General features: G+C 71.2%; 27 protein-coding genes. 15 read left to right on the top strand and 12 right to left on the bottom strand.

The features are described from left to right. Window positions 1-2: 2 nt before the first annotated feature. A complete protein-coding gene (locus tag ACTMTJ_RS10270) occupies window positions 3-872 on the top strand; it encodes a transketolase family protein (protein ID WP_441215916.1) in 870 nt (289 codons plus the stop codon). Here the strand turns inward: ACTMTJ_RS10270 and ACTMTJ_RS10275 are convergent. From ACTMTJ_RS10275 to ACTMTJ_RS10300, 6 genes are all read right to left on the bottom strand, one after another. Then, on the bottom strand, window positions 853-1,554 hold the full coding sequence (locus tag ACTMTJ_RS10275; protein WP_441215917.1) for a glycosyltransferase family 2 protein: 702 nt from the start codon (window positions 1,552-1,554) through the stop codon (window positions 853-855). The genes ACTMTJ_RS10270 and ACTMTJ_RS10275 overlap by 20 nt on opposite strands. A 131-nt stretch (window positions 1,555-1,685) precedes the next feature. After that, on the bottom strand, window positions 1,686-2,195 hold the full coding sequence (locus tag ACTMTJ_RS10280; RefSeq protein WP_441215918.1) for a hypothetical protein: 510 nt from the start codon (window positions 2,193-2,195) through the stop codon (window positions 1,686-1,688). 35 nt (window positions 2,196-2,230) lie between these two features. Next, window positions 2,231-3,628 carry a sensor histidine kinase gene (locus ACTMTJ_RS10285; protein WP_441215919.1) on the bottom strand — a complete coding sequence of 466 codons (1,398 nt, stop codon included), beginning with the start codon at window positions 3,626-3,628 and terminating at the stop codon, window positions 2,231-2,233. Beyond that, a complete protein-coding gene (locus ACTMTJ_RS10290; protein WP_441215920.1) occupies window positions 3,621-4,298 on the bottom strand; it encodes a response regulator in 678 nt (225 codons plus the stop codon). The genes ACTMTJ_RS10285 and ACTMTJ_RS10290 overlap by 8 nt, the downstream gene beginning before the upstream one ends. Before the next feature lie 177 nt (window positions 4,299-4,475). Further along, window positions 4,476-4,970, bottom strand: a complete 495-nt coding sequence (locus ACTMTJ_RS10295) for a hypothetical protein (RefSeq protein ID WP_441215921.1) — start codon at window positions 4,968-4,970, stop codon at window positions 4,476-4,478. 45 nt (window positions 4,971-5,015) lie between these two features. Continuing rightward, complete coding sequence (locus ACTMTJ_RS10300) at window positions 5,016-6,146, bottom strand: thiolase family protein (protein ID WP_441215922.1); 1,131 nt, start codon at window positions 6,144-6,146, stop codon at window positions 5,016-5,018. 70 nt (window positions 6,147-6,216) lie between these two features. Here ACTMTJ_RS10300 and ACTMTJ_RS10305 point away from each other — a divergent pair, with 70 nt between their 5' ends. Then, on the top strand, window positions 6,217-6,711 hold the full coding sequence (locus ACTMTJ_RS10305; protein WP_441215923.1) for a PH domain-containing protein: 495 nt from the start codon (window positions 6,217-6,219) through the stop codon (window positions 6,709-6,711). A 28-nt stretch (window positions 6,712-6,739) separates the two neighbouring features. On the opposite strand, the gene ACTMTJ_RS10310 is transcribed toward ACTMTJ_RS10305, so the two are convergent. Then, on the bottom strand, window positions 6,740-7,672 hold the full coding sequence (locus ACTMTJ_RS10310) for a rhomboid family intramembrane serine protease (protein WP_441215924.1): 933 nt from the start codon (window positions 7,670-7,672) through the stop codon (window positions 6,740-6,742). A gap of 17 nt (window positions 7,673-7,689) precedes the next feature. Continuing rightward, on the bottom strand, window positions 7,690-8,226 hold the full coding sequence (locus tag ACTMTJ_RS10315; RefSeq protein ID WP_441215925.1) for a peptidylprolyl isomerase: 537 nt from the start codon (window positions 8,224-8,226) through the stop codon (window positions 7,690-7,692). A 297-nt stretch (window positions 8,227-8,523) separates the two neighbouring features. Between ACTMTJ_RS10315 and ACTMTJ_RS10320 the strand changes: the two genes are divergently transcribed. Next, window positions 8,524-8,985, top strand: coding sequence for a hypothetical protein (locus tag ACTMTJ_RS10320; protein WP_441215926.1), 462 nt, complete (start codon window positions 8,524-8,526; stop codon window positions 8,983-8,985). A gap of 31 nt (window positions 8,986-9,016) precedes the next feature. Here the strand turns inward: ACTMTJ_RS10320 and corA are convergent, their stop codons facing one another. From corA to ACTMTJ_RS10335, 3 genes are all read right to left on the bottom strand, one after another. Beyond that, the gene (corA, locus tag ACTMTJ_RS10325; protein WP_441215927.1) at window positions 9,017-10,165 is read right to left on the bottom strand and encodes a magnesium/cobalt transporter CorA; all 1,149 of its coding nucleotides are present in this window, start codon (window positions 10,163-10,165) and stop codon (window positions 9,017-9,019) included. Window positions 10,166-10,568: 403 nt separating this feature from the next. Then, a complete protein-coding gene (locus tag ACTMTJ_RS10330) occupies window positions 10,569-11,663 on the bottom strand; it encodes a PLP-dependent aminotransferase family protein (RefSeq protein ID WP_441215928.1) in 1,095 nt (364 codons plus the stop codon). A gap of 62 nt (window positions 11,664-11,725) precedes the next feature. Beyond that, a complete protein-coding gene (locus ACTMTJ_RS10335; RefSeq protein ID WP_441215929.1) occupies window positions 11,726-12,118 on the bottom strand; it encodes a CBS domain-containing protein in 393 nt (130 codons plus the stop codon). A 107-nt stretch (window positions 12,119-12,225) separates the two neighbouring features. Here ACTMTJ_RS10335 and ACTMTJ_RS10340 point away from each other — a divergent pair, with 107 nt between their 5' ends. The 5 genes from ACTMTJ_RS10340 (at window position 12,226) to ACTMTJ_RS10360 (ending at window position 17,564) form a co-directional block, all read left to right on the top strand. Beyond that, window positions 12,226-12,675 carry an NUDIX hydrolase gene (locus tag ACTMTJ_RS10340; RefSeq protein ID WP_441215930.1) on the top strand — a complete coding sequence of 150 codons (450 nt, stop codon included), beginning with the start codon at window positions 12,226-12,228 and terminating at the stop codon, window positions 12,673-12,675. A gap of 31 nt (window positions 12,676-12,706) precedes the next feature. Then, window positions 12,707-13,567, top strand: coding sequence for an Fpg/Nei family DNA glycosylase (locus ACTMTJ_RS10345; protein ID WP_441215931.1), 861 nt, complete (start codon window positions 12,707-12,709; stop codon window positions 13,565-13,567). A 279-nt stretch (window positions 13,568-13,846) separates the two neighbouring features. Continuing rightward, window positions 13,847-15,352 (top strand): sugar transferase, encoded by a 1,506-nt coding sequence (locus ACTMTJ_RS10350; RefSeq protein ID WP_441215932.1) that lies wholly within the window; start codon window positions 13,847-13,849, stop codon window positions 15,350-15,352. 251 nt (window positions 15,353-15,603) lie between these two features. Beyond that, on the top strand, window positions 15,604-16,812 hold the full coding sequence (locus ACTMTJ_RS10355; protein ID WP_441215933.1) for a sensor histidine kinase: 1,209 nt from the start codon (window positions 15,604-15,606) through the stop codon (window positions 16,810-16,812). Beyond that, window positions 16,809-17,564, top strand: a complete 756-nt coding sequence (locus tag ACTMTJ_RS10360) for a LytR/AlgR family response regulator transcription factor (RefSeq protein ID WP_441215934.1) — start codon at window positions 16,809-16,811, stop codon at window positions 17,562-17,564. The genes ACTMTJ_RS10355 and ACTMTJ_RS10360 overlap by 4 nt, the downstream gene beginning before the upstream one ends. Here ACTMTJ_RS10360 and ACTMTJ_RS10365 read toward each other — a convergent pair. After that, window positions 17,561-18,160, bottom strand: a complete 600-nt coding sequence (locus tag ACTMTJ_RS10365; RefSeq protein WP_441215935.1) for a Uma2 family endonuclease — start codon at window positions 18,158-18,160, stop codon at window positions 17,561-17,563. The two genes, ACTMTJ_RS10360 and ACTMTJ_RS10365, sit on opposite strands and share 4 nt — an antisense overlap. A gap of 80 nt (window positions 18,161-18,240) precedes the next feature. Here ACTMTJ_RS10365 and ACTMTJ_RS10370 point away from each other — a divergent pair, with 80 nt between their 5' ends. The 7 genes from ACTMTJ_RS10370 to ACTMTJ_RS10400 all read left to right on the top strand — a co-directional run bounded on the left by ACTMTJ_RS10370 (window position 18,241) and on the right by ACTMTJ_RS10400 (window position 25,533). Then, window positions 18,241-18,750: a SigE family RNA polymerase sigma factor gene (locus tag ACTMTJ_RS10370; protein WP_441215936.1), complete on the top strand. Its 510-nt coding sequence runs from the start codon at window positions 18,241-18,243 to the stop codon at window positions 18,748-18,750. Beyond that, window positions 18,747-19,997, top strand: coding sequence for a hypothetical protein (locus ACTMTJ_RS10375; RefSeq protein WP_441215937.1), 1,251 nt, complete (start codon window positions 18,747-18,749; stop codon window positions 19,995-19,997). The genes ACTMTJ_RS10370 and ACTMTJ_RS10375 overlap by 4 nt, the downstream gene beginning before the upstream one ends. A gap of 42 nt (window positions 19,998-20,039) precedes the next feature. After that, on the top strand, window positions 20,040-20,432 hold the full coding sequence (locus ACTMTJ_RS10380) for a hypothetical protein (protein WP_441215938.1): 393 nt from the start codon (window positions 20,040-20,042) through the stop codon (window positions 20,430-20,432). Continuing rightward, on the top strand, window positions 20,432-22,093 hold the full coding sequence (locus ACTMTJ_RS10385; protein ID WP_441215939.1) for a sodium/solute symporter: 1,662 nt from the start codon (window positions 20,432-20,434) through the stop codon (window positions 22,091-22,093). The genes ACTMTJ_RS10380 and ACTMTJ_RS10385 overlap by 1 nt, the downstream gene beginning before the upstream one ends. A gap of 69 nt (window positions 22,094-22,162) precedes the next feature. Then, window positions 22,163-22,849 carry a response regulator transcription factor gene (locus ACTMTJ_RS10390; RefSeq protein ID WP_441215940.1) on the top strand — a complete coding sequence of 229 codons (687 nt, stop codon included), beginning with the start codon at window positions 22,163-22,165 and terminating at the stop codon, window positions 22,847-22,849. Beyond that, window positions 22,846-23,877: an ATP-binding protein gene (locus ACTMTJ_RS10395; protein ID WP_441215941.1), complete on the top strand. Its 1,032-nt coding sequence runs from the start codon at window positions 22,846-22,848 to the stop codon at window positions 23,875-23,877. Before ACTMTJ_RS10390 ends, ACTMTJ_RS10395 begins: the two co-directional genes overlap by 4 nt. Before the next feature lie 216 nt (window positions 23,878-24,093). After that, a complete protein-coding gene (locus ACTMTJ_RS10400) occupies window positions 24,094-25,533 on the top strand; it encodes a DUF4153 domain-containing protein (protein WP_441215942.1) in 1,440 nt (479 codons plus the stop codon). Window positions 25,534-25,537 lie beyond the last annotated feature (4 nt).

Here is a 25,537-nt window from a genome sequence, read left to right on the forward strand (position 1 = left end):
CGATGCGAGAGACCTTTGTGGACGCCGCCACCGCGCTGCTGGACGACAACCCGCGTACCGCCGTGGTGCTCGCCGACATCTCGGCCGCCGCGTTCGAGCCGGCCGCCCGCCAGCACCCGGACCGGGTCATCAACGTGGGCATCCGCGAGCAGCTCATGCTCGGCGTCGCCGGCGGCCTGGCGCTGACCGGGCTGCGGCCGATCGTGCACTCGTACGCGCCGTTCGTGGTGGACCGGGCGTACGAGCAGATCAAGCTGGACCTGAACCACCAGGGCGTGGGCGCGGTGCTGGTGAGCATCGGCGCTTCCTACGACGCCTCGGCCGAAGGGCGCACCCACCAGTCCCCCGGCGACGTGGCGCTCTTCGACACGCTGGGCGGCTGGACCGTGCATGTACCCGGTCACGCGGACGAAATCGGACCGCTGCTGACCGCGGCGGCCGCGCACGACGAGCCGGTCTATGTGCGACTGTCCACTCAGCACAATGCGGAGGCACGGCCGGCGACCGGGCTCCAGACACTCCGCCGGGGTGGGCAAGCGGCGGTGGTGGCGGTCGGGCCGATGCTCGACACCGTGCTCGCGGCGGTGGACGGGCTGGACGTGACCGTGGCGTACACGAACACGCCCCGCCCGTTCGACGTCAAGGGCCTGCGGGCGCTGGGGCACAGCGACGTCGTCCTGGTGGAGCCGTACCTGGCCGGTACGTCGAGCGCCGTGGTCTCGGACGCGCTGCGCGACGTGCCGCACCGCCTGCTCAGCCTTGGCGTGGTGCGCACCGACCTGCACCGCTACGGCAGCCCGAAGGACCACGCGCGGTGGCACGGGCTCGACCCGGCCGGTGTGCGGCAGTCGATCAGCGCTTTCGTGGGCTAGTGCGCCGGGCCCGCTCGCGGCCGAGGATGAACAGCGCCTCGACGCCGTCCTTCCAGGTGATCTTCTTGCCTTCCTCACGGCCGCGGGCCCGGTAGCTGATCGGCACCTCGTAGGGCCGGATGCGGCGGCGCAGCAGCTTGCCGGTGACCTCGGCCTCCATCCCGAACCCGCGGGAGTGGACGTCCAAGGACCGGTAGAGCGCGACCGGCATCAGCTTGAAGCAGGTCTCGAGGTCGCCGATGTAGGAGTTGAACAGCACGTTGGCGGCGGTGGTGACGGCCTTGTTGCCCATCACGTACCAGAAGCTGTATGCGCTGTGACTGCCGAATGTGCGGTTGCCGTAGACCACGGTGGCCCGGCCGTCGAGCACGGGGGCGAGAAGCTTGGGGATGTCCTGCGGGTCGTACTCGAGGTCGGCGTCGAGGATCACCATGTACTCGCCCTCGGCATGCTGCACCGCGGTCTTGATCGCGGCACCCTTGCCGGCGTTGCGCTGGTGGGTGATCACCCGCAGCCGGGCGTCGTCGGCCCGCCCGAGCACCTCGGCCGTGCCGTCGCGGCTGCCGTCGTCGACGACCACGAGCTCGATCTCGCACGGGTAGTCGACCGCGAGCGCCTGCTTGAGCGCGTCCGCGACGCGTTCTTCCTCGTTGTAGACCGGCATGAGGATCGAGAGCTTCACGGGGTCTCCACGGGCCGCTGGCTAGAACCCGACCAGCCTAGCTTGACCCGCTTCGCCGCGTGTGGATGGGTACGAAACGGACTCCCCCGCCCGCCCGCGGGGGAGTCCGTCCGGAGCGCTCGCGGCGCAGGTCACGAGCGTGGCACCACGATCAGCCGGGCGACGAACTTTTCTCCGTCCTTGGCCCCGGCGACACCGACCTGTGTCCCGGTCGCGATCTCCTCGGGCTTGACGGTCGACGAGTGCCGCACCACGTGCAGGTCGGCGGCGAAGCTCCAACTCGCCGTGTACCCGTCGGTGGACTTCACGGTGATCGAGGAGTCGCCGATCTCGGTCACCTCGCCGCGCTGCACGGCGACCGTCTTGGTCCCGTCCTTGGTCTGCACGACCACCTCGCCGTGCAGGACGTTCTTCCGGAGCAGGACCCGCGCCTTGCGACGCTCCTTTCGATCCGGCGCGGCGGACGGAGACGCGGAAGGCGACGGGTCGAGCCCCATCGCCGCCAGCGCCTGGCCCTCCGCGCCCATCGCCGCGGCGACCTCGACCGCGGCTCCGCCGGCCGGCCCCACCGGGCCGCCACCGCATCCCACCAGCCCCATCGCCAGCACTCCGCTGGCCACCACAAGTCCGAGACGTTTCATGTGGAACAGCGTCCGCCGGGCTGGCGAGGGCACCGTCAAGGCTGTGTTCGGGGTTCGTAAGGAGGCAGCAGCACGGTGAAGCGGGCACCGCCCTCGGGTGCGTGACCGGCCTCGATCGTGCCGCCCAGCCGACGTACGAGACCGGCGGCGAGCGCCAGGCCGAGGCCGCTGCCGACCTTGCGCACGCCCTCGTAACGCTGCCGCAGCGCGCCGCGCTCGAAGGCCACGGCGAGGTCGTCGTCGGTGAGCCCCGGGCCGCCGTCGCGCACCTCCAGCACCACGCCGCGCGGGGTGGGCCCGGCCGCGAGCACGAGTGGCGCGCCCGCGGGCAGGACGCGCAGCGCGTTTTCCAGCAGTCCGTCGACCACCTGCCGGATCCGCCCCGGATCGGTGAAGACGGGCACCTCGGGCGCGGGCAGCTCCACCCACAGCACCACGCCGGCGGCGGCGCAGCGACCGCCCCAGGCCTCGGCGGCGTCCCGGACCAGCGCCGCCAGGTCGATCCGCATCGGCGCGAGGGGAAAGTCGGCCGCCTCCAGCCGGGCCAGCGCGAGCAGGTCGCTGACCAGCCGGTCGAGGTGCTCGGCCTCGGCGAGCATGGTCTGGCCGGCCCGCTGGGCGCCCTCTTCGGCGACGACACCGTCGGCGAGCGCCTCGGCGTACCCGCGGATCGCGGTCAGCGGTGTGCGCAGCTCGTGCGAGACGGACAGCAGGAACTCGCGCTGCCGCCCCTCGCTCGTTGCGAGGGCGGCGGCCAGGTCGTTGAGGGCGTACGCCAGGTCGGCGGCCTCCTGCGGCGGCTCCACCGGCACCCGCACCCGCCGGTCGCCGGCACGCAGGCGGGCGGCGGCCGTGGCCGCGTTGCGGATCGGGCGCACCATGCGGCGGGCGATCAGCACACCGGCGCCGACGCCGGCGGCAAGGCCCGCGAGCAGGGGCAGCCAGATGACGCCCAGCACCTGCCGCCACAGCCCTCTGGGCCGGGGCGAGGTCAGCACGACGCCGTTGCCACCGGGCAGTGCTCGGCCGACCACAATGGACGGACGGAGGCGGCTGACGTCCTGTCCGGCGGCGATCTGCGCCACCACCTGCGGCGGCAGCCCCGGCCGGTCCGGCTGGCCGGCCCGGATCAGGTAGGCGTCGATCTCCTCGGTGCGCAGCTGCCGGATCAGCCGTTCCTCGTCGCCGGTGCGGCCGCTGTTGAGGCGTGGACGCAGGAGCTTGGCAGCGACCTGCGCCTGCTGGTCGAGCGAGTCGCGCGCCTGCCGCTCGACGCCCCGTACCGCGATGGGCACCGCGATCAGGGCGGTAACCAGCACCGACACCACGGCCACCGCGCACGCGGCCAGCACCGCGCGGGCGGTGAGGGTACGCCCGAGGGGGCGGCGCCGCACGATCGGCAACAGCTGAGTCAGCTCGGGGCGGTCAGGCATCGACCGCGTACCCGACGCCGCGGTGGGTGCGCAGCACGGCCGCGCCGGCGCCGAGCTTGGCCCGTACCTGCGCCACGTGCACGTCGACCGTGCGGGTGCCCGTGTGCGCCGCGTATCCCCAGACGCTGGCCAGCAACTCCTCGCGGGTGAACACCCGGCCGGGCCGGCCCATCAGGTGTGCCAGCAGGTCGAACTCGGTGGAGGTCAGCTGCACCGGCGCGCCGTCCACGCTGACCGACCGGCGGCCCGGGTCGAGCGTGACCGGTCCCACGGTGTGTGGCCGTCCCTCCGGCGCGCCGGCCGTGCGGCGCAGCACCGCCCGCACCCGGGCGACGAGCTCGCGCGGGCTGAACGGCTTGGTCACGTAGTCGTCGGCGCCGAGCTCCAGCCCCACGATCCGGTCGACCTCGTCGTCGCGGGCGGTGAGGAAGATGACCGGCGTCCAGTCGCCGCCCGCACGCAGCTGGCGGCACACCTCGGTGCCGGAGAGGCCGGGCAGCGCGATGTCGAGCACGCAGACCACCGGCCGCATCCGCCGCGCGGCCGCGAGCCCGGCCGTGCCCTCGTGCTCGACGTGCACACCGAAGCCGTCCCGGGCCAGGTACATCCTGACCAGGTCCGCGATGGCCCGCTCGTCTTCCACGACGAGCACCAGGCCCTTCGACTCCACGGCACTCATCATGTCCGAACGCCGCGCGCCTGGGCAGCACGGGATTGTTCGAGGAACGTTTGGGTTTGGGGCGCCCCGCACGGGGAGCGGGACGCCCCAACCAGCGAACCTTTTTCAACCTCCCCTTGCGGTAAGACCGGAGCGCGAGCGCCGCGCGGTCCAGGTTGAAAAGGTTCGTCAGGCGGCAGCCGGCACGTGCAGCGCTTCTGGCGCTGTTACACGAGGTGCCTGCTGGGCGCGCTCGGCCACCAGACGGGGACGGAAGGCGTGGCTGAGTAGCGCGTCCAGGTGCCAGACCTGCTTTGGATGACCGGTCTTGATCCAGAACCGCTCGCGGATGCCGTCCACGGCCGTCGCGGCGAGCTCGACCGCGGCGAGGCGCGGGTCCGGGTTCCAGGTGACGTTGCTGAGGTGCCGAAGCTCGGTGTTGAGGTGCAGGCGGAGGCGGTGCAGCACGCGGGTCTCCTGGGTCACCACCAGGCGGCGGTACGTCAGCAGGAGCAGGAACTCGCCTTGCATCGGCCGATCCGGGCGGAGGCAGCGGGTGACCAGGACCGTCGCGTCGTCGGCTTCCACGCACCGCCGAAAGACGGGCATGTGGCGGCTCACGGTGGAGATGGCCACGCCGGCCTCGGCGGCGGCGGGCAAGAACGTTCGGGAGAACACGTCCATGCCGCGTTTAACGAGGTGCTAACGGGATGTGTCGCGGGTCAGACGCTATAGAAGTTCCAGGATCGTGGCGTTGGCCATGCCGCCGCCCTCGCACATCGTCTGTAGCCCGTACCGGATGCCGTTGTGCCGCATGTGCTGGAGCATCGTGGTCATGATGCGGGCGCCGGACCCGCCGAGCGGGTGGCCGAGCGCGATCGCGCCGCCGCGCGGGTTGAGCCGCTCGGGGTCCGCCTCCGTCTCCGCCAGCCAGGCCAGCGGCACCGGGGCGAACGCCTCGTTCACCTCGTACACGCCGATCTCCTCGATGCCCAGCCCCGCGCGGCGCAGCGCCTTCGCGGTGGCCGGGATCGGCGCGGTGAGCATGATGACCGGATCGTCGGCGGCGACCACGGCGGTGTGGATGCGTGCGAGCGCCCGCAGGCCGTGCTCGCGCGCCCAGTCGCTGCTCGTGACGGCGAGCGCGGCGGCGCCGTCGGAGATCTGTGACGCGGAGCCGGCGGTGACCACGCCGTCCGGCTTGAACGGGGTGGCCAGCTCGCCCAGCTTCGCCAGGGAGGTGTCGCGGCGGATGCCTTCGTCGGCGTCGATCGGCCCGACCGGCGCGATCTCCTCCTTGAACGCGCCCGCGTCCTGAGCCGCGGCCGCCTTCTGGTGGCTGGCCAGCGAGTACTCGTCGAGCCGCGCCCGCGTGAAGCCCCACCGCTCGGCCATCATCTCGGCGCCGACGCCCTGGCTGAAGCCCGCGTCGCCGTACCGCTCGCGCACGCCGTCGCCGAACGGCCACTGCCCGGCCGCGCTGGAGCCCATCGGCACCCGCGTCATCGACTCGACACCACCGGCCACGACGAGGTCGGCCTGCCCGGAGAGCACCGTCGCGGCCGCGAAGTGCACGGCCTGCTGGCTGGAGCCGCACTGGCGGTCGAGCGTGGTGCCGGGCACCGACTCAGGCCAGCCGGCGCCGAGGACCGCGTTGCGGCCGGTGTTCCACGACTGCTCGCCGACCTGCGAGACACAGCCCCAGACCACGTCGTCGACGTACGCCGGGTCGAGGCCGGTGCGCTCGGCCAGGGCGCGCAGCACGTGCGCTGACAGGTCGACCGGATGGACCTCGGAAAGGCCGCCCTTGCGCCGCCCGACCGGTGTGCGTACCGCGCCGACGATGACCGCGTCCCTCATGCTCACCGAGATTACCCTTCAGTAGCCCCGGCTCCGAGTGGCCCCGGGCGGCACGGACCAGAATTGGCGCATGGACGCCCTTACCTGGCGGGTGCCCCGCAAGGTGCCCGCCGTGAAATTCACCGCCGTCGCCGCGCTCGTGGCGCTCGGCCTGCTCTTCGCGGACGGCGACGAGGTCCGCCTCGTGCTCGCCGCCATCGTGGCCGCCGGGCTCGCCCTGTGGGCGGCGCGCGACCTGCTCGCGCCGGTGCGGCTCGCCGCCGATCCCTCGGGAATCACGCTGGTCGCGGGCTACGCCGGCCGCCGCCACCTGGCCTGGTCGCAGATCGAGCGGGTACGGGTGGACACCCGACCCCGGCTCGGCATCCGCACGGAGACGCTGGAGATCGACGCGGGCGACTCGCTGCACCTGTTCAGCGAGTACGACCTGGGTGCGGCGCCGTCGGAGGTCGCCGCGGCACTCGCGCCGCTTGCGAGCGGGTCGCCGCCCGCAGACCCCACAAAGCGGCGGGAGCGAAGCGACCAAAGCGACTGGGGTCTACAGGGCGGCACAAAAGACGCGTGAGCCGCCCGCGCGGAGCGCGGACCGGAATTTACGTGAGGGCGACCGTCTGTAGCAGCGTCAGGGCGACGAGCACAACGAGCACCGCCGCGCTGCCACCTGCCTGCACGAGGGTGCGGTGGGCCCGCGGCGCGTACGCCAGGATGGCGCCGACGATGGCTCCGACGATCATGCCGCCCAAGTGACCGGCGATCGAGATGCCGGACACGCTGAAGGTCAGCACGAGGTTGACCACCAGGATGCCGATGATCGCGGAGGTGTCACGGCCGAGCTTGCGCAGGATGATGAAGAACGCGGCGAAGAGCCCGAAGATCGCGGTAGACGCGCCGGCGGCGAGGCTGTTCGGGCTGATCAGGTAGCTGGCGACGTTGCCGCCCAGCCCCGCGAGCAGGTAGAGCCCGAGGAAGCGGAGCGGCCCGAGCACCGCCTCGAGGTTTCGGCCCAGCACCCACAGCGCCCACATGTTCAGCCCCAGGTGCAGCAGGCCGTAGTGGATGAACATGGCGGTGATCAGCCGGTAGTAGGCGCCGTCCGCGACACCCGGGTACACGTCGCCGAAGTTGGGGAAGTCGCCCGGAACCACCCGGCCCTGCTCGGTGACGGTCACCGCGTGCGCGATCACGCCACCGATGCCCTGGATCGGCCCGGCGTTGGAGAAGAGGCCGCCCTCGAAGAGCGAGCTCAGGCCACCCAGCGCGACCCCGAGCAGGGTCGCGAGGATGTTGAGGCCAAGCAGCACCTTGGTGACGTAACCCTCGCGGCCGGCGGCACTGCCACCGAAGGCGGTGCGCGCCGGCCGCTGGGTGCGTCGACCCTCGGCCACACACTCCGGGCACTGGTGCCCGACGGAGGCCGCTCGCATGCAGTCCGGACAGATCGGCCGATCACACCGGACACACCGGACATAAGTCTCTCGTGACGGGTGGCGGTAACAGACCGGCACGGTCACGGGCGACTCACTCATGCACGCTAAGGTACCTGTCAGCCCTCGATCTCGACGCGCTCGATCACCACGTCGCTGATCGGGCGGTCGCCGGGCGCGGTCGGGGTGGTCGCGATCGAGTCGACGACCTTGGCCGAAGCCTCGTCGGCGACCTGGCCGAAGATCGTGTGCTTGCGGTTGAGGTGCGGGGTCGCGCTCACCGTGATGAAGAACTGCGAGCCGTTCGTGCCCTGGTTGTTGTAGCCCGGCCCGGCGTTCGCCATGGCCAGCAGGTACGGGCGGTCGAAGCTGAGCTCGGGGTGGATCTCGTCCGCGAACGTGTAGCCCGGACCGCCGCGGCCGGTGGCGGTCGGGTCGCCCAGCTGGATCATGAAGCCGCTGATCACGCGGTGCGAGAGCGTGCCGTCGTAGTACGGCCCGGAGCCCGGCTGTCCCGTCCGCGGGTCGGTGTAGGCCTTGGTGCCCTTGGCAAGCCCCACGAAGTTCTCGACCGTCTTCGGCGCGTGGTTGGGGAAAAGCTCCAACCGGATAGGGCCGTGGTTGGTGTGCAGGGTGGCGTAGAGAGCGTCAGCCACGGGTACTCCTCAGTTGTTGGTCAGTTCCATGCGGATCCTCCCATGTGCCCGTTCCGGCACTGCGAAGGCATCCGAAGAGGCAGGATGACGGAGTAGCGGGTCTCCCCGTCGTGCTGTTACACGTGTCGCGCGCCGCGATACGGGGAACAGGACGTAAACGGAGCGAGGAGGTGGGTATCGGTGCTCGGAATGGCGCGGCGCAAGACGCGAAGCCAGCTGGTAAAGGCTGAGCTGGGCGAGAGTTTCGATCACTTCATGCAAGCCGCCACACATGCCGCTGGCGGAGTTGGAGCGACGATGGGTCCGAAGGCTGCTGACGGCGTACATCGGGTCAAGGAAGGCGCGTCCCACGGGTGGGAGTCCACCATGGCGGCGTTCGCGCCGCTGGCCGCCGCGGCCGCGGAGGGCGCCCGTGAGGCCGGCCGCACTACCAAGCGGGCCGGGCGCAAGGCGCGCCGGGCCGGCGCTACGAAGATGCGGGCGGTCTCGCCCAAGAAGGAGTCGCGGATGTCCCGCAACCGCTGGCCGATGCTGGCCGGGCTGCTGGCCGCCGGCGCCGCAGTCGGCGCCGCGGGTGCCCTGGTCATGCGCCGTCGCAAGCAGCAGCAGTGGCAGGAGTACGACCCCAGCCACGCGATGGAGCCGGTCGCGGCGAACGCCGACGAGAAGATGGACGGCACCACCGACCCCACGATGAACGGGTCGGTCGACTCCGCCACGCTGGACGGCGTGGTCGACTCGACCAAGGGCCGTCACTGACGACTGTGGGCCCGCCGGTTCGCCGGCGGGCCTACAGCCAGCCGTTCTTGCGGAAGAAGCGGTAGAGCCCGAGCGAGATGGTCAGCATCACGGCGAGCACCACCGGATAGCCGTACGTCCAGCCGAGTTCCGGCATGTGCGTGAAGTTCATGCCGTAGATGCCGGCGAACGCGGTCCACACCGCGGCGATGGCGGCCCATGCGGCGATCTTGCGCATGTCGTTGTTTTGATCCACCGTCACCTGCGCCAACCGCGCCTGGAGCACCGAGTTGAGCAGGTCGTCGTAGGAGTTGATCTGCTCGACGGTGCGGGTGAGGTGGTCCTGCACGTCCCGGAAGTAGCGCCGGATCTCCTTCGGTACTTCCCGGTTGACCTGCGCGGTCAGCGTGATCAAGGGGCGCTGTAGCGGCACCACCGCGCGCTTGAACTCCACCAGCTCCCGCTTCATCTGGTAAATGCTCTGGATCCGGCCGTGCGAGTTGCGGTCGAAGACCTGCGCCTCCAGCGCGTCGAGCTCGACCTCGACCTGGTCGGCCACCTCCACGTACAGGTCGACCACCCGGTCGGTCACCGCGTACGCCACCGACCACGGCCCTTGCAGCAGCAGGTCCTGCTTGCCCTCCAGGTCGACGCGGACGGGCGAGAGCCGGCAGGCGTCGCCGTGGCGCACCGTGATCACGAAGGCCGGCCCGATGAACAGCATCACCTGGCCGGTCTCCACGACCTCGGCCGTCTCGGTGACCTCGCCCTTGCCGACGTAGCGGGCGGTGCGCAGCACCAGCGAGCTCACCTCGCCGAACTGCTCCAGTTTGGGCCGCTGCTCCGCCTTGACCGCGTCTTCGACGGCGAGCTCGTGCAGCCCGTACGTCTCGGCGATGTCGGCCATCTCGGCGGCGCCCGGCTCGTGCAGGCCGAGCCAGACGAAGGCGTGCCGCTGCCGCTCCCGGCGGGCCGCGGCCAGCGCCTCGGCGTAGTGCCACTCGCCAGGCTGGCGCTCGCCATCGACGTAGAGCGCGCAGTCGACGACCGCGCTGCGCGTGGAGGGGGGCGAGTGGTCCCGACGGGCGGCGCCGTCGGTGGGGCTCAGCATCCGGGTCATCGCCCGCCGGACGGGTGCGGCCCAGGTGCGGGCCAGCGGCCGCCCCAACCCGTCCGCACGCTGGGCACCCTCATCCGCCATGGACCCATCTTCCTATGCATCACGAATCCCGCCCGTCTCAGATCAGGGCGTTCCTGATCACGGGAAGAGCGCGTGCGGCTCTGTGGCTGAGGCGCCGGGCGGACCGGCCGCGTCGGGGGGTGGGGGTGGCGAGCGGCCCACCCGGCGCCGATGGGGGGCGGGGGGTTTTGCTTATGGGGTCAACCGCATAACAGCTTTCCCTGGGCGCCGTTGGCCGCGTCGCGGGGTCGTGACGCGACCAACAGCGCTGGAAGACCCAGCTTGCTCGCAGCATTGTGATCCGTTAGCCGGCCCGAGGGGAACCCTGAGCTGGCAGCGATGACACATTGTCGGAAATCCGACAGAAGATCGCGGGGCCCCCGTAGAAACGCCCCGCTTCGCCTCGCGTTTTCGTGGGGTGCGTCTATCGACGGACGGTTTGGACGGCGGCGGCCAGGCGGCGCACGCCTTCCTCGATCTGGTCGACGGTCACCGCGGAGAACGCGAGGCGCAGCGCGTGCTCCCCGCCCTCCAGCAGGAAGTCGCTGCCCTTGACCACAGCGACGCCCCGCTCGGCGGCCGCCGTGAAGACGTCGTCGGCGAGCACGTCGTCGGGAAGCTCGATCCAGAGGAAGTAGCCGCCGTCCGGCTCGGTGAAGCGCACGCCCGGGATGTGCTCGCGCAGCGCGGCCGCCAGGACCGTGGCCCGCTCGCCCAGCGCGGCCTTGACCGTCTCGATCGAGCGGTCGATGTCGCCGGACGCGCAGAACTGGTGGACGATCGCCTGCGCCACCATGCCGGGCGAGATGTAGAGGTTGGTGGCCCGCTTGGCGATGTCGCCGATCAGCGGCGCCGGCCCTACGAGGTAGCCGACCCGCACGCCCGGGCAGACGGTCTTGGTGAAGCTGGAGGCGTGCACGACGACGCCGGTCTCGTCGAGCGAGAGCATCGAGGGCTGCGCCTCGCCGCGGAAGCGGATGTCGACGTACGGGTCGTCCTCGAAGATCGTGAAGCCGTACTCGGCGGCGAGGTCGAGCAGCGCCTCGCGCTTGGCCATCGAGAGCGTGACGCCAGCCGGGTTCTGGTAGTTCGGGATGATGTGCGCCAGCTTGGGGCGTACCCCGGACTCCAGCAGCTTGCGCAGCTCGTCGGTGTCGATGCCGTCGGGCTGGAGGGTGACCGCGTGGATCTCGCCGCCCCTGTTGCGCAGGTTGAGCAGCGTGCGGTCGTAGGTCGGGCGCTCCACCACCACGGCGTCGCCGGGACCGACGAGGTAGTCGAACAGGAACGCGTCGGCCTGGAGCGAGCCGTTGGTGACCAGCACCTGGTTGACGGAGACGCCGTGCTTGTCGGCGATCCACTTGCGAAGGGGCGGGTAGCCGACGGACGTGCCGTACGCCGTGATCCCGCCGGGATCGGCGTCGAACGCGCGGACGGCGGCGGCCTTGAGGCCCTCGACATCGACGATGTCCAGCGATGGCGCGCCACGGGCGAAGGAGATCAGCTGCTCGGCGGTCATGGTTGCACAGCGTACGTACCGAAGTTGATCATCACGACCCAGATACACGGAAGTGTGCGGGGTCAGACCTTGGCGCTCGTATGCTGCTGGGCCCAGACCCGCATGATGTCGCGCACCGAAATGATGCCCAGCACGTCACTCTCTTCCATGACGACGAGGTGGCGGAAGCCGCCGCGGGCCATCGCCACGGCCGCGTCCTCGAGGGTCCAGTCAGGGCTGGCGTAGACCACGTCCCAGGTGAGGTGGGCGGACGTGTGCTCCACGTCCGGGTCGAGGCCCCGGCCGATGGCGTTGAGAACGTCACGCTCGGTCATGATGCCGACCCCTTCGGAGTCGGGGTCGATCACGATGGCCGAGCCGATACGGCGGGTGGCCATCATCTGGGCGGCCTGTCGCAGCGTGTGCTCGGGGCCGACGACGAGAACCTGGCTGGACATGGCATCGCGAACGCGCATCGCACATCACCCCTCAAGGCACCGTACGGACATGGTCGCCCGAACGGAGACAGAACTACAAGACTTGCGTTCTATCGGGACGGGAGTCAGGTGGATAGATTCAGATTGTGTCCACAGAGCCCCTACGCTGCGCCGGCGCCTTGATCGTCGACGACGACGGGCGCATTTTCATCCAGCGCCGGTCACCCGATCGGCGCCTGTTTCCCAATACCTGGGACATCGTCGGCGGCCATCTGGAGCAGGGCGAGAGCCTGGAGGACGCGCTGCGGCGAGAGGTCGAGGAGGAGACCGGCTGGACCGTCTCGGTCGTCCTCGGCACCGTCGGTGAATACGCGTACACGGGCGATGACGGCATCAACCGAGTGGAGACCGACTTCCTCGTGCGGGTCGACGGCGACCTGCGCCGCCCGCGGTTGGAGGAAGGCAAGCACACGGAGTGGCGATGGATCACGGAGAGTGAGGTGACGGTGCTCGACGAGCACCGCGACGTCAACGACGGGCTCATCCGGCGTATCGCCGACGACGGTTTCGCCGCACTGCACCTGCTCGGCCTCTGATCGACCGACGATTCCGGCTACCGTTTGTCGCATGCCTGAGCTGCCCGAGGTGGAGGCGCTCGCCGCGTACCTTCGCGAGCGGGCCGCCGGACGGCGTGTAGACCGGCTCGAGGTCGCCGCGTTGAGCGCCCTGAAGACGTACGACCCGCCGCCGTCCGCCGCCGCCGGCCAAGAGATCACCGGCGCCGGCCGGCACGGCAAGTTCCTCGACGTACACATCGGCGGCGACCTGCACCTCGTCGTGCACCTGGCGCGGGCCGGCTGGTTGCACTATCGCGAGTCGTTCAACAGCCCCGCGCCACTCAAGCCCGGCAAGGGGCCGATCGCGCTCCGGATGCGGCTCGACGACGGCTCCGGGTTCGACCTCACCGAGGCGGGCACCAAGAAGAGCCTCGCCGCGTACCTGGTGAAAGACCTGGCGCTGGTGCCCGGCGTGGCGCGCCTCGGGCCGGACGCGCTCGCCGCCGACCTGGAGACGTTCGCCGCGCGCATCCGCAGCCGCAAGGGGCAGATCAAGGGCGTGCTGACCTCGCAGGAGGTGCTCGCCGGCGTGGGCAACGCGTACTCCGACGAGATCCTGCACGCCGCCAAGCTCTCCCCGTTCGCGATCACCACCCGGCTCACCGACGAGCAGATGGCCCAGCTGCACGCGGCGGTACACGAGATCCTGACCGACGCGGTGACCCGCTCGGTCGGGCAGCGCGCCGCCGAGCTCAAGGGCGAAAAGCGCTCGGGGCTCCGGGTGCACGCCCGCACGGGGCTGCCCTGCCCGGTGTGCGGCGACACGGTCCGGGAGGTGTCGTTCGCCGACTCCAGCCTCCAGTACTGCCCGACGTGCCAGACCGGCGGAAAGCCACTCGCCGATCGCAGACTGTCACGGCTCGTGCGCTAGGCGATATGGCCGTGACCTACCGTTTTGCAAACCGGAGCCAACGGGCACATGCCCGGTGGGCAACGCTCGGTATAGTGGCCCGGTCCATGGTCCCATTCGATCACGGTGGGGCGTATTGTCTCTGCGGTCACCGATCCGCCGCGGTGACCATGGGAGACTGATGCGGTGGTCAGTCCCGAGCCTGACGGCACATGGGCGGCACGTGCAAAGCGGGAGGACGTAGGTGAGGTGACGACAAGCCTCCAACGCCCGGTAGCCAACACAGGCCGGAGCAGGACTGTGCGCCACGTCGACAGCTTCGAGATTCAGGCGCCGACGCCGCCATCGCACAACGGTGTGCCGCGCTCGGCGTGGGCCCGCGCCCGCAGGCGCGCGTCCCGCTGGCACCGCCCGTACACGGCGGTGCTGCTTTTGCTCGACTATGGGGCGGCCGCACTGGCCAGCCTTATCTCCATCAGCGCGTACGACCAGGCCGTCTCCGGCTTCCAGGATGCCGACGAGGCGTGGTTCAAGACCGTGGCGTACGTGCTGCTGCCACTCGGTTGGCTCATCATGCTCTGGGCCAACGGCGCCTACGACCGCCGCTACCTCGGCCTCGGCACCGATGAGTTCAAACGAGTGGTGCGCGCGTCGGTGACGGTCATGGCGAGCGTGTCCTTCCTCGCGTTCGCCACCAAGACCGACCTCTCCCGACTCACCGTGGCCACCGCGCTCGTCGGCGCGACGCTGCTCATCCTGATCGCTCGTTACTTCGCCCGGTTCGTCCTCCACCAGGTGCGCAAGCGCGCCGGCCAGGCCGGCCACCGCATGCTGCTCATCGGCACACTGCCGGAGACGCTGGAGGTCTACACCGCGGTCACCCGCAGCCCGTCCGCCGGCCTGGTGCCGGTCGCCATCCACATCACCGACGGATACGCGGCCGCGCGCGGCATCGAGACGCCGGTGCCGGTGCACTCCGGGCGCGACGTGCTGACGCTGGTCCGCGAGGTCGGCGCCGACACGATCGCCGTGTGCGGCTCGGCCAGCGCCGAGCCGGGCGAGCTGCGCCGCCTGGCCTGGCAGCTCGAGGGCACCGGCATCGACCTCGTTGTGGCGCCACAGCTCACCGACATCGCCGGCCCGCGGGTACACATCCGGCCGATCGAGGGCCTGCCGCTGCTGCACGTGGAAGAGCCCACGCTCTCCGGCATCGGCTGGCTGGCCAAAAACCTGCTCGACCGCGTCGCGGCCGGCCTGGGGTTGCTGGTGCTGATCCCGGTGTTCCTGGCGATCGCGCTCGCCATCAAGCTGTCCGACCGCGGCCCGGTGTTCTTCCGGCAGCCGCGCGTGGGTCACGAGGGCCGGACGTTCCGGGTCTGGAAGTTCCGGACCATGTACGTCGACGCCGAAGATCGCCTCGCCTCGCTGGTCGACCAGAACGAGACCGACGGCATGCTCTTCAAGATCAAGGATGACCCGCGCGTCTTCCCGGTCGGGCGCTTCCTGCGGGCCAGCTCTCTCGACGAGCTGCCCCAGCTGATCAACGTGCTCTGGGGCGAGATGTCCCTCGTCGGTCCCCGACCGCTCCCCGCCGACGACGGCGACTTCCTCGGCGACGTGCGGCGGCGGCTGCTGGTCCGCCCCGGCATCACCGGCCTGTGGCAGGTGTCCGGCCGCTCCGACCTGTCGTGGGACGAGGCCGTGCGCCTCGACCTCTACTACGTGGACAACTGGTCGCTCGCATATGACCTGAGCATCCTCTGGCGCACCGTAGGGGTCGTCCTCGCCCGAAAGGGCGCTTACTAAAGGCAGATTTCCCGGGTCCGCGTCAGTCGCGGACCGCTGCTCCCGCCGGAGACCGCGGAGGCCGGCGGCTCGCGGAGCGAGCCGAGATCCCCGGCCTCCGCTGCCATGTCCGCGGTGCAAGCCCATACCGCGTGACCAACAGCGGACGGGGGGAGGCCCGCGGGAAGCACCCCGTGCCACGGTCTCGACCACGACGGCCATCGCGGTAGCTCGAATCTTCTTGGGTTACCGCGAGGTGCCATGATCTGCCCATGGGTGCGAACGTCTCCGCGGCGCTCGCCGTTCTCGCGCTGGTCAGCGCGCTGGTGGCGGCGGTCTGGGCCGTTGCCCGGCTGCGCGCCCGCCGCGGCATCGCGACCGCGACGCAGCGAGCCACGTACGACGTGCTGCACACCGCCGGCCTGGCCGCCGATCCGCTGCGCACCGGGCTCAGCCAGGCGAGCGCGGCGAAGGCGATCCGGCACCTGCGCGCGCTGGTCGGCGCGCCCGGGCTCGCGATCGTCGACGACGAGGCCGTTTTGGCGCTCGACGGCCGCGGCACCCACCACTCCGCTCAGCTCGTCGCCGCGTCCCGGAAGGCACTCGCCGCCGGCCGCTCCACCGTGCTCGGGCTCGGCGAGCTGCCCTGTGACCGGGTCGACTGCCCGGTGCGCGGCGCGGTGGTGGCGCCGATGTCCGGCCCCGACGGCTCGGCACCGGGCGCGCTCGTGGCGGTCGCCGACGACCAGCCGGCGCCCGGGCTCGTGCAGGCGACGCTCGAGACCGCCCGCTGGGCCGGTGCTCAGCTCGCGCTCGCCGAGCTGGATTCCTCGCGGGAAATGCTCGCCCGCGCCGAGGTACGCGCCCTCCGCGCCCAGATCAGCCCGCACTTCGTCTACAACGCGCTGTCCGCCATCGCCTCCTTTGTCCGTACCGACCCGGAGCGGGCGCGCGAGCTGATCCTGGAGTTCGCCGAGTTCACCCGGTACTCCTTCCGCTCGCACGGCGACTTCACCACGCTCGCCGAGGAGCTGCGCTCCATCGACCGGTACCTCACGATCGAGCGGGCCCGCTTTGGCGACCGCCTCCAGGTGCGGTTGCAGATCGCGCCCGAGGTGCTGCCGGTCGGCCTGCCGTTCCTCTGCCTACAGCCGCTGGTGGAGAACGCCGTGCGGCACGGCCTGTCCCGTAAGCCGGGCGTGGGTATGGTGAGCATCGAGGCCCGCGACGCCGGGGCCGAGTGCCACATCACCGTCGAAGACGACGGCGTGGGCATGGACCCGGCAGTGCTGGTCGCCGGCGTCGCCGAGGCCGCCGACAGTCACGAATCGGGCCACGTTGGACTGTCCAACGTGGACGAGCGACTCCGCTCCGTCTTCGGCGACCAGTTCGGTCTGGTGGTGGAAACCGGGCTCGGGGCGGGTACGAAAGTGAGCATGCGAGTGCCGAAGTTTCATCCCGCGGTCCGGACGAGCCCGTGAACGCCTTCCTGCGCGTGCTGGCCGTCGACGACGAGCCGCCGGCCCTCGACGAGCTGGCCTACCTGCTGCGCACCGACCCGCGCGTCGGCCGCCTCCACACCGCCTCCGACGCGACCGAGGCGCTGCGCGTCCTGCGCGACACCGACGTCGACGTCGTCTTCCTCGACATCCGCATGCCCGGCCTCGACGGCATGGAGCTGGCCCGCGTGCTGCGCCGCTTTGCCCGGCCGCCGGCGATCGTGTTCGTGACCGCCTACGACGACGCGGCCGTCGACGCCTTCGACCTGGGCGTAACCGACTACGTACGCAAGCCGGTGCAGCCGGAACGGATCGGCGAGTCGCTGCGCCGGGTGGTCAGCTCACGCGTGGTGCCGGCCGGCCCGACCGCCGCGCCACGCGCCGATGAAGACCCGACGATCCCGGTCGAGCTCGCCGGCACCACCCGCATGCTGCCCCGCTCGGCGGTGCGGTGGGTCGAGGCACAGGGCGACTACGCCCGCCTGCACACGGCCGACGGATCACACCTCGTGCGCGTGCCGCTGGCCACGCTGGCCGAGCGCTGGGCAGACGCCGGGTTTGTCCGGATCCACCGCTCGTATCTGGTGCAGCTACGGCTCATCGCCGAGCTCCGGCTGACCGGCTCCGGCTACGTCGTGGTCGTCGACGAGACCGAGCTGCCGGTCTCTCGCCGCCACACCCGCGAGCTGAAGGACAAGCTGGTACGCGCCGCCAAGCAGGACTGGAACCGCTAGAAGATCTCCGCCAGGTCGAAGGCGAGCGGAAACGGCGTGTCGGTGCGCCACACCTGCCCCGGCTCGACGACAGCGGCATCCCGGTAGGTGCCGTCGTCGGCCAGCTCGAGCACGGTCAGGGTCTGCTTCTTCGGATCGACGATCCAGTAGAGGGGAATGCCGGCGATCGCGTACTCGTCGCGCTTTACCACCAGGTCATAGCGAGCGTTGCTAGGTGATAGCACCTCCACCACAACAAGCACCTCGGCGGGATGCAAGGCGTCGCCGTCTTCCGCCAGTGCCGTCTCCGGGACCACCAGCAGGGCAGGGATGAAGTAGGACGCGACATTGTCACTGACGCCCAACCCGGCACCGACCATGAGGCCGCCGGGCGCCTGCCGAAGCAGAAGCCGATGAAGGCGGCTGACGACAAGGCCATGAGGCATGTATCCGCGCGGCGTTACCAAAAGGCTGCCGCAATAGATCTCGTACCGGTTGGTGTCGTCGTCGGGTAACGCCTTGAGATCGACGATGGACCACGGCGTTCCGGGTTCGTGCCTCATCAAAGGGCTGGTGGTCATTCTGTCCCCAAGCGTCATCCACAGGCCAAACAGCATTATCCACAGGTCAGGTTTTCCACAGGTCCCGTGCAACAGTGGTTCGTCCTGCCACGTCCCTGGTGGCGAGGGAGGTGGGCATGAAGGACGCCGACAAGGCTTTCGAAGACTTCGTCCGAGCGCGGTCGGCCGCACTCGTCCGCTACGGGTACGTGCTGACCGGCAACCCGCACGACGCGGCCGACCTGGCCCAGGAGGCGCTCGCGCGCCTCGGCTCGGCCTGGTCGCGGGTGCTGCGCAAGGACGACCCCGAGGGGTACGCCCGCACGACGATGGCCCGGCTGCACATCAGTCGCTGGCGCCGCCTGCGCCGGGAGCGGCTGGTCGGTGAGCCACCGGATCGTGGGTACGCCGACCCGGGCCTGGACCGCGCGGAGGGTGACGCTGGGCTGTGGCGGGCGCTCGACGCGCTGCCCCGCCGGCAGCGGGCCGTGCTGGTGCTCCGCTACTACGAGCACCGCACCGACGAGGAGATCGCCGCGCTTCTGGGGATAGCGCGCGGCACAGTACGCAGCCAGGCCGCCCGTGCGCTGGACAAGCTCCGCGCCAGCTGGGCACCGGCGCACACGAAGGCAGGAAGTGGACGATGACGCACCAACTGGAAGAGGACCTGACTTACACGTTGTCGGACGCGGCCAACCACGCGCCTGAGCCGGACGAGGGCTTCCTCGACGGTGTACGCCGCCGGCAGCGGGCCCGCAGGCACCGCCGGACCGCCGGGATGGCCGGCTGCGCCGCGGTACTCGTGGTGGTGGGCGGGGTCGCCGTCGCCAACCTGAGCGCGGGATCCACCGACGAGCCGCCCCCGTTCGCCAGCTCGAACTGGTCGGGGACAGTGCCGGACTTCGCAGCGGCTGAGGCGCCCGACAAGGTCTGGTCGGAGGCGGTGCACCGGCTGCCGGCCACGCTGCCGAACGGGTCCGACTACCAGGTGTTCGCCGTCCTCGGTGGCGACCGCTACCTGGTGCGGACGGGGAAGCCCAACGCGAGCGCACCATCCGTCTTCAACGCCGAGACCGGCGAAGTCATCTTTCTCGGCACCGAGCAGATGCGGACCCGTCCGGACTCGTCGTCGACCGACTGGACCGCGGCCGTCGGCGACTACGCCGTGTGGTTCGGGACGGCCGGGGTCGACAACGGCAAGCGATGGCACGCGGAGATCTGGACCGCGCGGCTGGATGGCACAGGCGACCCCAAGAAGATCGCGACGGTACCCGACCACGGCTCCAGTCCTCCACTCATCGGCGTCCTCGGCGACTCGCTCTACTGGGACGAGGCCGGCCTCGTCGGCGAGGAAAGTGCCGCGATCTACCGCCTGCCGGTCACCGGCGGCACGCCGCAGCGCGTGCCGGACAGCGACGGATACCGGCTGTTCGGCCTGTCGCCGTGGGCGGACACGACCAGGCACTTCGTCGCCGAGGACGAGTCCACGCCGAGCAGGGGCGTGCTGTGGGACGTGGAGACCGGCGAGCGGCGGCCGTGGGTCGCGCACGAGAACGCCCGGAAGGTCATCTGCGCCCCGGAGATCTGCACCGGCACCACCCAGGGTGGCAAGTACTTCGTGCAGCGCCTGGACGGGACCGGCCTCCGCGAGCTGCCCTACCCGAAAGACGGCTTCAACGCCAGCCCCGCGATGGCCGGCAGATTCAGCGTCGGCACGGTACAAACCGCCCGCGGGATCCTCTGGTACGTCTGGGACCTTGTCGACGGCAAGGCGGCCGGCGTCACCGCCCCATCGGGGTCGGAGGGGATCTCCTACGGATACGAAGACTCGATCTTCCAGTGGCGGGCGGCCGACGGGTCTGTCCGCGTACTCGATCTGGCGGCGATCGGGTAGCCGGAGCTTGACATCGGCCGGTGGTGGGTGAGACTGCCGGACATGGAGGAGCCCACCACCGGCGCCGGCGCGCCACAGCGGACCAGGATCGTGCTGGCCGACGTGGTGCGCCGCCACGCCCACGACCGCGCCCGGGCCGAGCTCACCGAGCAGACCCAGGTCGGCGACGCCCTGGTGCGTGGGCTCGTGCGGGCCCAGCTCGCCCTCGCGCTGCGGCTGTCGGTGGTGGTGGCGATCGGGCTCGGCGCGCTGCCGCTGCTCTTCGCGGTCGCGCCGACCATCAGCACCGTGAAGGTCCTCGGCATCAGCCTGCCGTGGCTGCTGCTCGGCGTCGGCGCGTTTCCGTTCCTCGTCGCGGTGGGCTGGACGTACGTCTACCTCGCCGAGCGCAACGAGCAGGACTTCACCGCCGTGGTCCGCCGGCCGGAACGCTGATGGGCAACCCCTACACCGTTCCCGCGATCGTCGCGGTCACGCTCGTCACGCTGGCGATCGGCTTCTACGGCCTCAAGCTGGCCCGCACCACGTCCGATTTCCTGGTCGCCTCGCGCGTGGTCAGCCCCACCTGGAACGCGGCGGCGATCGGCGGCGAGTACCTGTCGGCCGCGTCGTTTCTGGGCGTGGCGGGCCTGATCCTCAAGTACGGCGTCGACGTCCTCTGGTATCCCGTTGGCTTCGCCGCCGGCTATCTCGCGCTGCTGCTCTTCGTCGCCGCGCCGCTGCGCCGGTCGGGCGCGTTCACGCTGCCGGACTTCTGCGAGCTGCGGCTGCACTCGCGCGGCCTGCGCAAGCTCGCCACCGCGTTCGTGGTCTTCATCGGGTGGCTCTACCTCGTGCCGCAGCTCCAGGGCGCCGGGCTGACGCTCACCACCGTCACCGGTGGCCCCTACGAGCTCGGCGCGCTCCTCGTCGGCGCCGTCGTCACCGCCAACGTGGCGCTCGGCGGCATGCGCGCGATCACGTTCGTGCAGGCGTTCCAGTATTGGCTGAAGCTCACCGCGCTGGCTGTACCCGCGATGTTCCTGGTTTTGCACTGGCAGGCGGACGGCCGTCCGCCGGTGACGCCGCCGGACGGCCTCACCTTCCCCACCGCGACCACCGTCGTGGTCGACCACCCCGCGACCCTCAGCCTTCCCGACGGCTCCACAAGGGAGGTACAGCCCGGTGAGGAGCTGACATTTCAGGCCGGTGAACGGGTGCCGCATGTGTCCGGTGTGGACATAGCCCGGGACATGGACTGGCTGCTGCCCGGAAACGACGCGGGCGGGCTCTTCGGCACCTACAGCCTGATCCTCGCGACGTTTCTCGGCACGATGGGGCTGCCGCACGTGCTCGTGCGCTTCTACACCAACCCCAACGGCGCCGCCGCACGGCGCACGACGCTTGTGGTGCTCGCGCTGGTCGGGCTCTTCTATTTCTTACCCACGCTGTACGGCGTACTCGGCCGCGTCTATACCCCGCAGCTGATGATGACCGGTGACACCGACGCGGTCGTGCTGCTGCTTCCGTCCGCGGTCGTCGGCGACGGCGTACTCGGACAGATGCTTGCCGCGCTCGTGGCGGCGGGCGCGTTCGCCGCGTTTCTGTCGTCGAGCTCGGGCCTGCTGACCAGCGTCGCCGGTGTCATCTCGACCGACGTGCTGGCGCACGCCAGCGACCGCGGTCCCGGCCAGCGCGGCTCCGTGCGCGACTTCCGGGTGGCGGCCCTGGTGGCCGGCCTGGTCCCGGTGGTGCTTGCGCTCAACGTCGCCAGCCTCGACGTCTCGCAGGTGGTGGGCCTGGCCTTCGCGGTGGCCGCGTCAAGCTTCTGCCCGCTGCTCGTGCTCGGCATCTGGTGGCGGCGCCTCACCGACCTGGGCGCGGCCGCCGGCATCCTGGTCGGCGGCGGGGCGGCGGTGGGCGCGGTGCTGGTCACCATCCTCGGTCCGCCGCTCCACGGGTGGGCGGCCGCGCTGATCGCCCAGCCGGCGGCGTGGACGGTGCCGTTGGCGTTCGCGGTGATGGTGGCGGTTTCCCTGGCCACCCGCCGCCGCACGCCACCCGACGTGGGCACGACGATGCTCCGCCTGCACGCGCCCGAATCGCTACGCCTCTGACGGGGTTCTCCACAGGTTGTTCACAACTCGCGCGGGAGGTCTCCATCGTCGGTGCATAGAGTGCCGGACATGAGCGAGCGTCGGGTCTTGGTGGTGGAGGACGAGCGGACGATCGCCGACTCCGTCGCCGCACGGCTGCGGGCCGAAGGTTTCACCGTGCGGATCGCGGGCGACGGGCCCGGTGCTGTGGAGGCGGCCGCTCAGATGCGGCCCGACCTCGTCGTGCTCGACGTGATGCTGCCCGGCTTCGACGGGCTGGAGGTGTGCCGGCGGATCCAGGCGGAGCGGCCGGTGCCCGTGCTGATGCTCACCGCGCGCGACGACGAGACCGACCTGCTCGTCGGGCTCGCGGTGGGTGCCGACGACTACCTGACCAAGCCGTTCTCCATGCGCGAGCTGTCCGCGCGCGTGCACGCCCTGCTGCGGCGCTTCGAGCGGGCGGCCACCGCGGCACGGGAGGACGCACCGATGATCCGGCTGGGTGACCTGGAGATCAACCAGGCGGAGCGGCGGGTGCGGCGGGGTGGGGTCGAGGCGCATTTGACGCCGACCGAGTTCGACCTGCTGGTGCACCTGGCCGGGCGGCCGCGCACGGTGCTCCCCCGCGCGCAGCTGCTCGCCGACGTGTGGGGGTGGGCGGCGGCGGGCGGCACCCGTACCGTCGACAGCCACGTCAAAGCGTTGCGCCGCAAGCTGGGCGGCGACCTCATCCGCACGGTGCACGGGGTCGGATACGCGCTGGAGGTTGCACCATGACCACATTGCTGGACCTGCTCCCCCGGCCGCTCGACCCGGTGCGGTCGATCAAGCTCAAGCTGGGCATCCTGCTGGTGGCCTCGGGGTTTGCCGGGCTTGTGGTGTTTCGGCTGGGCATCGGGTGGATCGCGTACCGGACGTCCATCACCGCCATCGTCGTCGCGCTGGTGACCTCGCAGATCCTTGCCCACGGCATGACCTCGCCGCTGCGCGAGATGACCGCCGCGGCGCGGTCGATGGCGCGCGGTGACTACACGCGGCGGGTGCGCGCCACCTCGCGCGACGAGGTGGGCGAGCTGGCGCGGGCGTTCAACCAGATGGCCGCCGACCTCGCCGCCGCCGACCGGCAGCGCCGCGAGCTCATCGCGAACGTCTCGCACGAGCTGCGCACACCCATCACCGCCCTCCAGAGCCTGCTGGAAAACCTCGTCGACGGCGTCGCGCAGCCCAACCCGGCCGCGCTGCGCACCGCGCTGGCCCAGTCCGAGCGGCTCGGCCGGTTGGTCACCGAGCTGCTCGACCTCTCCCGGCTGGACGCCGGCGTGGTGCCGCTCGACCGGGTCGACCTCGACATCGCCGACTTCCTGGACGAGGTGGTGCGCGAGGCCGCGGTGACCGCCGCCGGCGCGGGGCGCCAGGTCGACTTCCGGGTGCTCGTACCCGAAGCGGCCGGCAGCGTCCGGGCGGATCCCGACCGGCTACGGCAGGTCTTCGCCAACCTGCTCGACAACGCGGCCCGCCACAGCCCGCCCGGCGGCACCGTGCTCGTGACCGCCCGCCCCTCTGCCGACCACTGCCGCTTCGACGTGCTCGACGAGGGCGACGGCATCCCACGCGACCAGCGGGCCCGGGTGTTCGAGCGGTTCACCCGCGGCGAGCGGGCGGGCACCGACGGGGGCACCGGCCTCGGGCTTGCCATCGCCCGATGGGTGGTCGAGCTGCACGGTGGCACTATCGCGGCGCTCGACCCGCCCGTGGAGGCGAAGAGCGGCTGCCGCATCCGGGTCACGATCCCGACGCCCGCCTGATTTTTCCGGCACGCACAAGCCCTTGCGCACCGCGCCGGGCGGATGGACCCTGCCCGAAAACGAGGAGGAACGATGGCGATACAGAGCCCACCCGCGGCGCGCCCATTTGTGCCGGTGTATGGCCCGCGCCCGCCCACATCACTCGAACGCCGCTGGCCGGGTCCGTCCAGACCGGCCGACGCGATCGCACTTGGCGCCACGGGGATGGCCGGTCTGGTGGCAGCCGCGAGCGTGCCACTGGACCGGCCGGGCGTCGGGTGGGCGGTCGCCGGGATGGCCGGCGCGGCGGCGCTGACCACGCTGTCGATGCGCGGCTGGGCGGATGGCGGCCCGGTCGGCCGGGGTCCGGCGGTGCGGCCGGCGACCGTCCCCGGCACCATCCGGCCACTGTGGACGGTCGCGACGCTCGCACTGCTCAGCGTCGGCACGGTTCGCGCGGCCGGCTGGCTATTCGTCCTCTGCCTGCTCACCGCCGCCGTGACCGCCTCGCTCGCGGTCACCGCCGGCCGTAGCCTGCCCGCGCTGGTCGTCACCTCGGTGGCCGTGCCGGTCGCGGCACTGCGCAGCATGCCCTGGATCACCCACGGCGCCAAGGTGGTCGCCAGCCGGCACCGCGGCGGCCCGTCCGCCCGGACCGCCGCGACCATCGGCGTATCACTGCTGCTCCTGCTCGTCTTCGGCGGGCTCTTCGCCTCCGCGGACGCGGCCTTCGCCGAGCTGGCCGGCCGCGTGACGCCGGAGCTCAGCGTGGACACGGTGGTCCGCTGGGTGTTCGTGTTCGTCTTCGCCACCCTGGCGCTGCTCGGCGGGGCCTACCTGCTCGCCGCCCCGCCGCGCCTCGACGGGTTGGAGCGCCCGGCCAAGGCGCGCCTGCGCCGTCTGGAGTGGACAGTCCCGCTGATCGCGCTCAACGCGGTGTTCATCGCGTTCGTGGCGGTGCAGCTCACCGTGCTCTTCGGTGGCGCGGAGCACGTGTTGAGCACCGCCGGCCTGACCTACGCCGAGTACGCGCGGCGCGGCTTCTGGCAGCTCCTCGTGGTGACCGCGCTGACGCTCGGCATACTCGCGCTGGCCGCCCGGTGGGCACCGCGCGACAACCCCCGCGACCGGCTGATGATCCGCGTCCTGCTCGGCGGGCTGGCCGCGCTGTGCCTGGTGATCGTCGCGTCCGCGCTCTTCCGGATGCACACGTACGAGGAGGCGTACGGCTTCACCCGCCTGCGCGTGCTGGTCAGCGCCTGCGAGCTGTGGCTCGGCTCGGTGCTGGTGATGGTGCTGGCGGCGGGTGTGCGGCTGCGCGCGGGCTGGCTCCCGCAGGCCGCGATCGGCAGTGGCGTGGCGGCGTTGATCGGCCTGGCGATGCTCAACCCGGACCACTTCATCGCCGACCGCAACGTCACCCGCTACGAGGACACCGGCAAGATCGACGTGGCGTACCTGTCCGGGCTCTCCGCCGACGCGGTGCCGGCGCTGGACCGGCTACCCGCCACCCTGCGCTCCTGCGCGCTCGGCGACGTGGCCCGCGACCTGGCGGCAAAGCACGACTGGCGCGGCTGGAACATCGGCGCCGACCGGGCCCGCCACGCCCTCGGCGACGAGCCCACCACGTCGTACCAGTGGACTGAGTCTTGCGGCCCGATCCGCGTTTACTGGTAGGACT

It is taken from the genome of Phytohabitans sp. LJ34, assembly GCF_052068095.1.
In the GTDB taxonomy this organism is placed as follows: domain Bacteria; phylum Actinomycetota; class Actinomycetes; order Mycobacteriales; family Micromonosporaceae; genus Phytohabitans.

Bases quoted from the DNA above. Each gene is read 5' to 3' on its own strand.
- ACTMTJ_RS10375 (WP_441215937.1), top strand. From the start codon at position 18,747: ATGACGCACCAACTGGAAGAGGACCTGACTTACACGTTGTCGGACGCG.
- ACTMTJ_RS10310 (WP_441215924.1), bottom strand. From the start codon at position 7,672: ATGAGTGAGTCGCCCGTGACCGTGCCGGTCTGTTACCGCCACCCGTCA.
- ACTMTJ_RS10370 (WP_441215936.1), top strand. From the start codon at position 18,241: ATGAAGGACGCCGACAAGGCTTTCGAAGACTTCGTCCGAGCGCGGTCG.
- corA (WP_441215927.1), bottom strand. From the start codon at position 10,165: ATGGCGGATGAGGGTGCCCAGCGTGCGGACGGGTTGGGGCGGCCGCTG.
- ACTMTJ_RS10295 (WP_441215921.1), bottom strand. From the start codon at position 4,970: ATGGACGTGTTCTCCCGAACGTTCTTGCCCGCCGCCGCCGAGGCCGGC.
- ACTMTJ_RS10320 (WP_441215926.1), top strand. From the start codon at position 8,524: ATGGGTCCGAAGGCTGCTGACGGCGTACATCGGGTCAAGGAAGGCGCG.
- ACTMTJ_RS10270 (WP_441215916.1), top strand. From the start codon at position 3: ATGCGAGAGACCTTTGTGGACGCCGCCACCGCGCTGCTGGACGACAAC.
- ACTMTJ_RS10300 (WP_441215922.1), bottom strand. From the start codon at position 6,146: ATGAGGGACGCGGTCATCGTCGGCGCGGTACGCACACCGGTCGGGCGG.
- ACTMTJ_RS10285 (WP_441215919.1), bottom strand. From the start codon at position 3,628: ATGCCTGACCGCCCCGAGCTGACTCAGCTGTTGCCGATCGTGCGGCGC.
- ACTMTJ_RS10280 (WP_441215918.1), bottom strand. From the start codon at position 2,195: ATGAAACGTCTCGGACTTGTGGTGGCCAGCGGAGTGCTGGCGATGGGG.
- ACTMTJ_RS10330 (WP_441215928.1), bottom strand. From the start codon at position 11,663: ATGACCGCCGAGCAGCTGATCTCCTTCGCCCGTGGCGCGCCATCGCTG.
- ACTMTJ_RS10365 (WP_441215935.1), bottom strand. From the start codon at position 18,160: ATGCTGTTTGGCCTGTGGATGACGCTTGGGGACAGAATGACCACCAGC.
- ACTMTJ_RS10335 (WP_441215929.1), bottom strand. From the start codon at position 12,118: ATGCGCGTTCGCGATGCCATGTCCAGCCAGGTTCTCGTCGTCGGCCCC.
- ACTMTJ_RS10355 (WP_441215933.1), top strand. From the start codon at position 15,604: ATGGGTGCGAACGTCTCCGCGGCGCTCGCCGTTCTCGCGCTGGTCAGC.
- ACTMTJ_RS10395 (WP_441215941.1), top strand. From the start codon at position 22,846: ATGACCACATTGCTGGACCTGCTCCCCCGGCCGCTCGACCCGGTGCGG.
- ACTMTJ_RS10385 (WP_441215939.1), top strand. From the start codon at position 20,432: ATGGGCAACCCCTACACCGTTCCCGCGATCGTCGCGGTCACGCTCGTC.
- ACTMTJ_RS10380 (WP_441215938.1), top strand. From the start codon at position 20,040: ATGGAGGAGCCCACCACCGGCGCCGGCGCGCCACAGCGGACCAGGATC.
- ACTMTJ_RS10345 (WP_441215931.1), top strand. From the start codon at position 12,707: ATGCCTGAGCTGCCCGAGGTGGAGGCGCTCGCCGCGTACCTTCGCGAG.
- ACTMTJ_RS10390 (WP_441215940.1), top strand. From the start codon at position 22,163: ATGAGCGAGCGTCGGGTCTTGGTGGTGGAGGACGAGCGGACGATCGCC.
- ACTMTJ_RS10305 (WP_441215923.1), top strand. From the start codon at position 6,217: ATGGACGCCCTTACCTGGCGGGTGCCCCGCAAGGTGCCCGCCGTGAAA.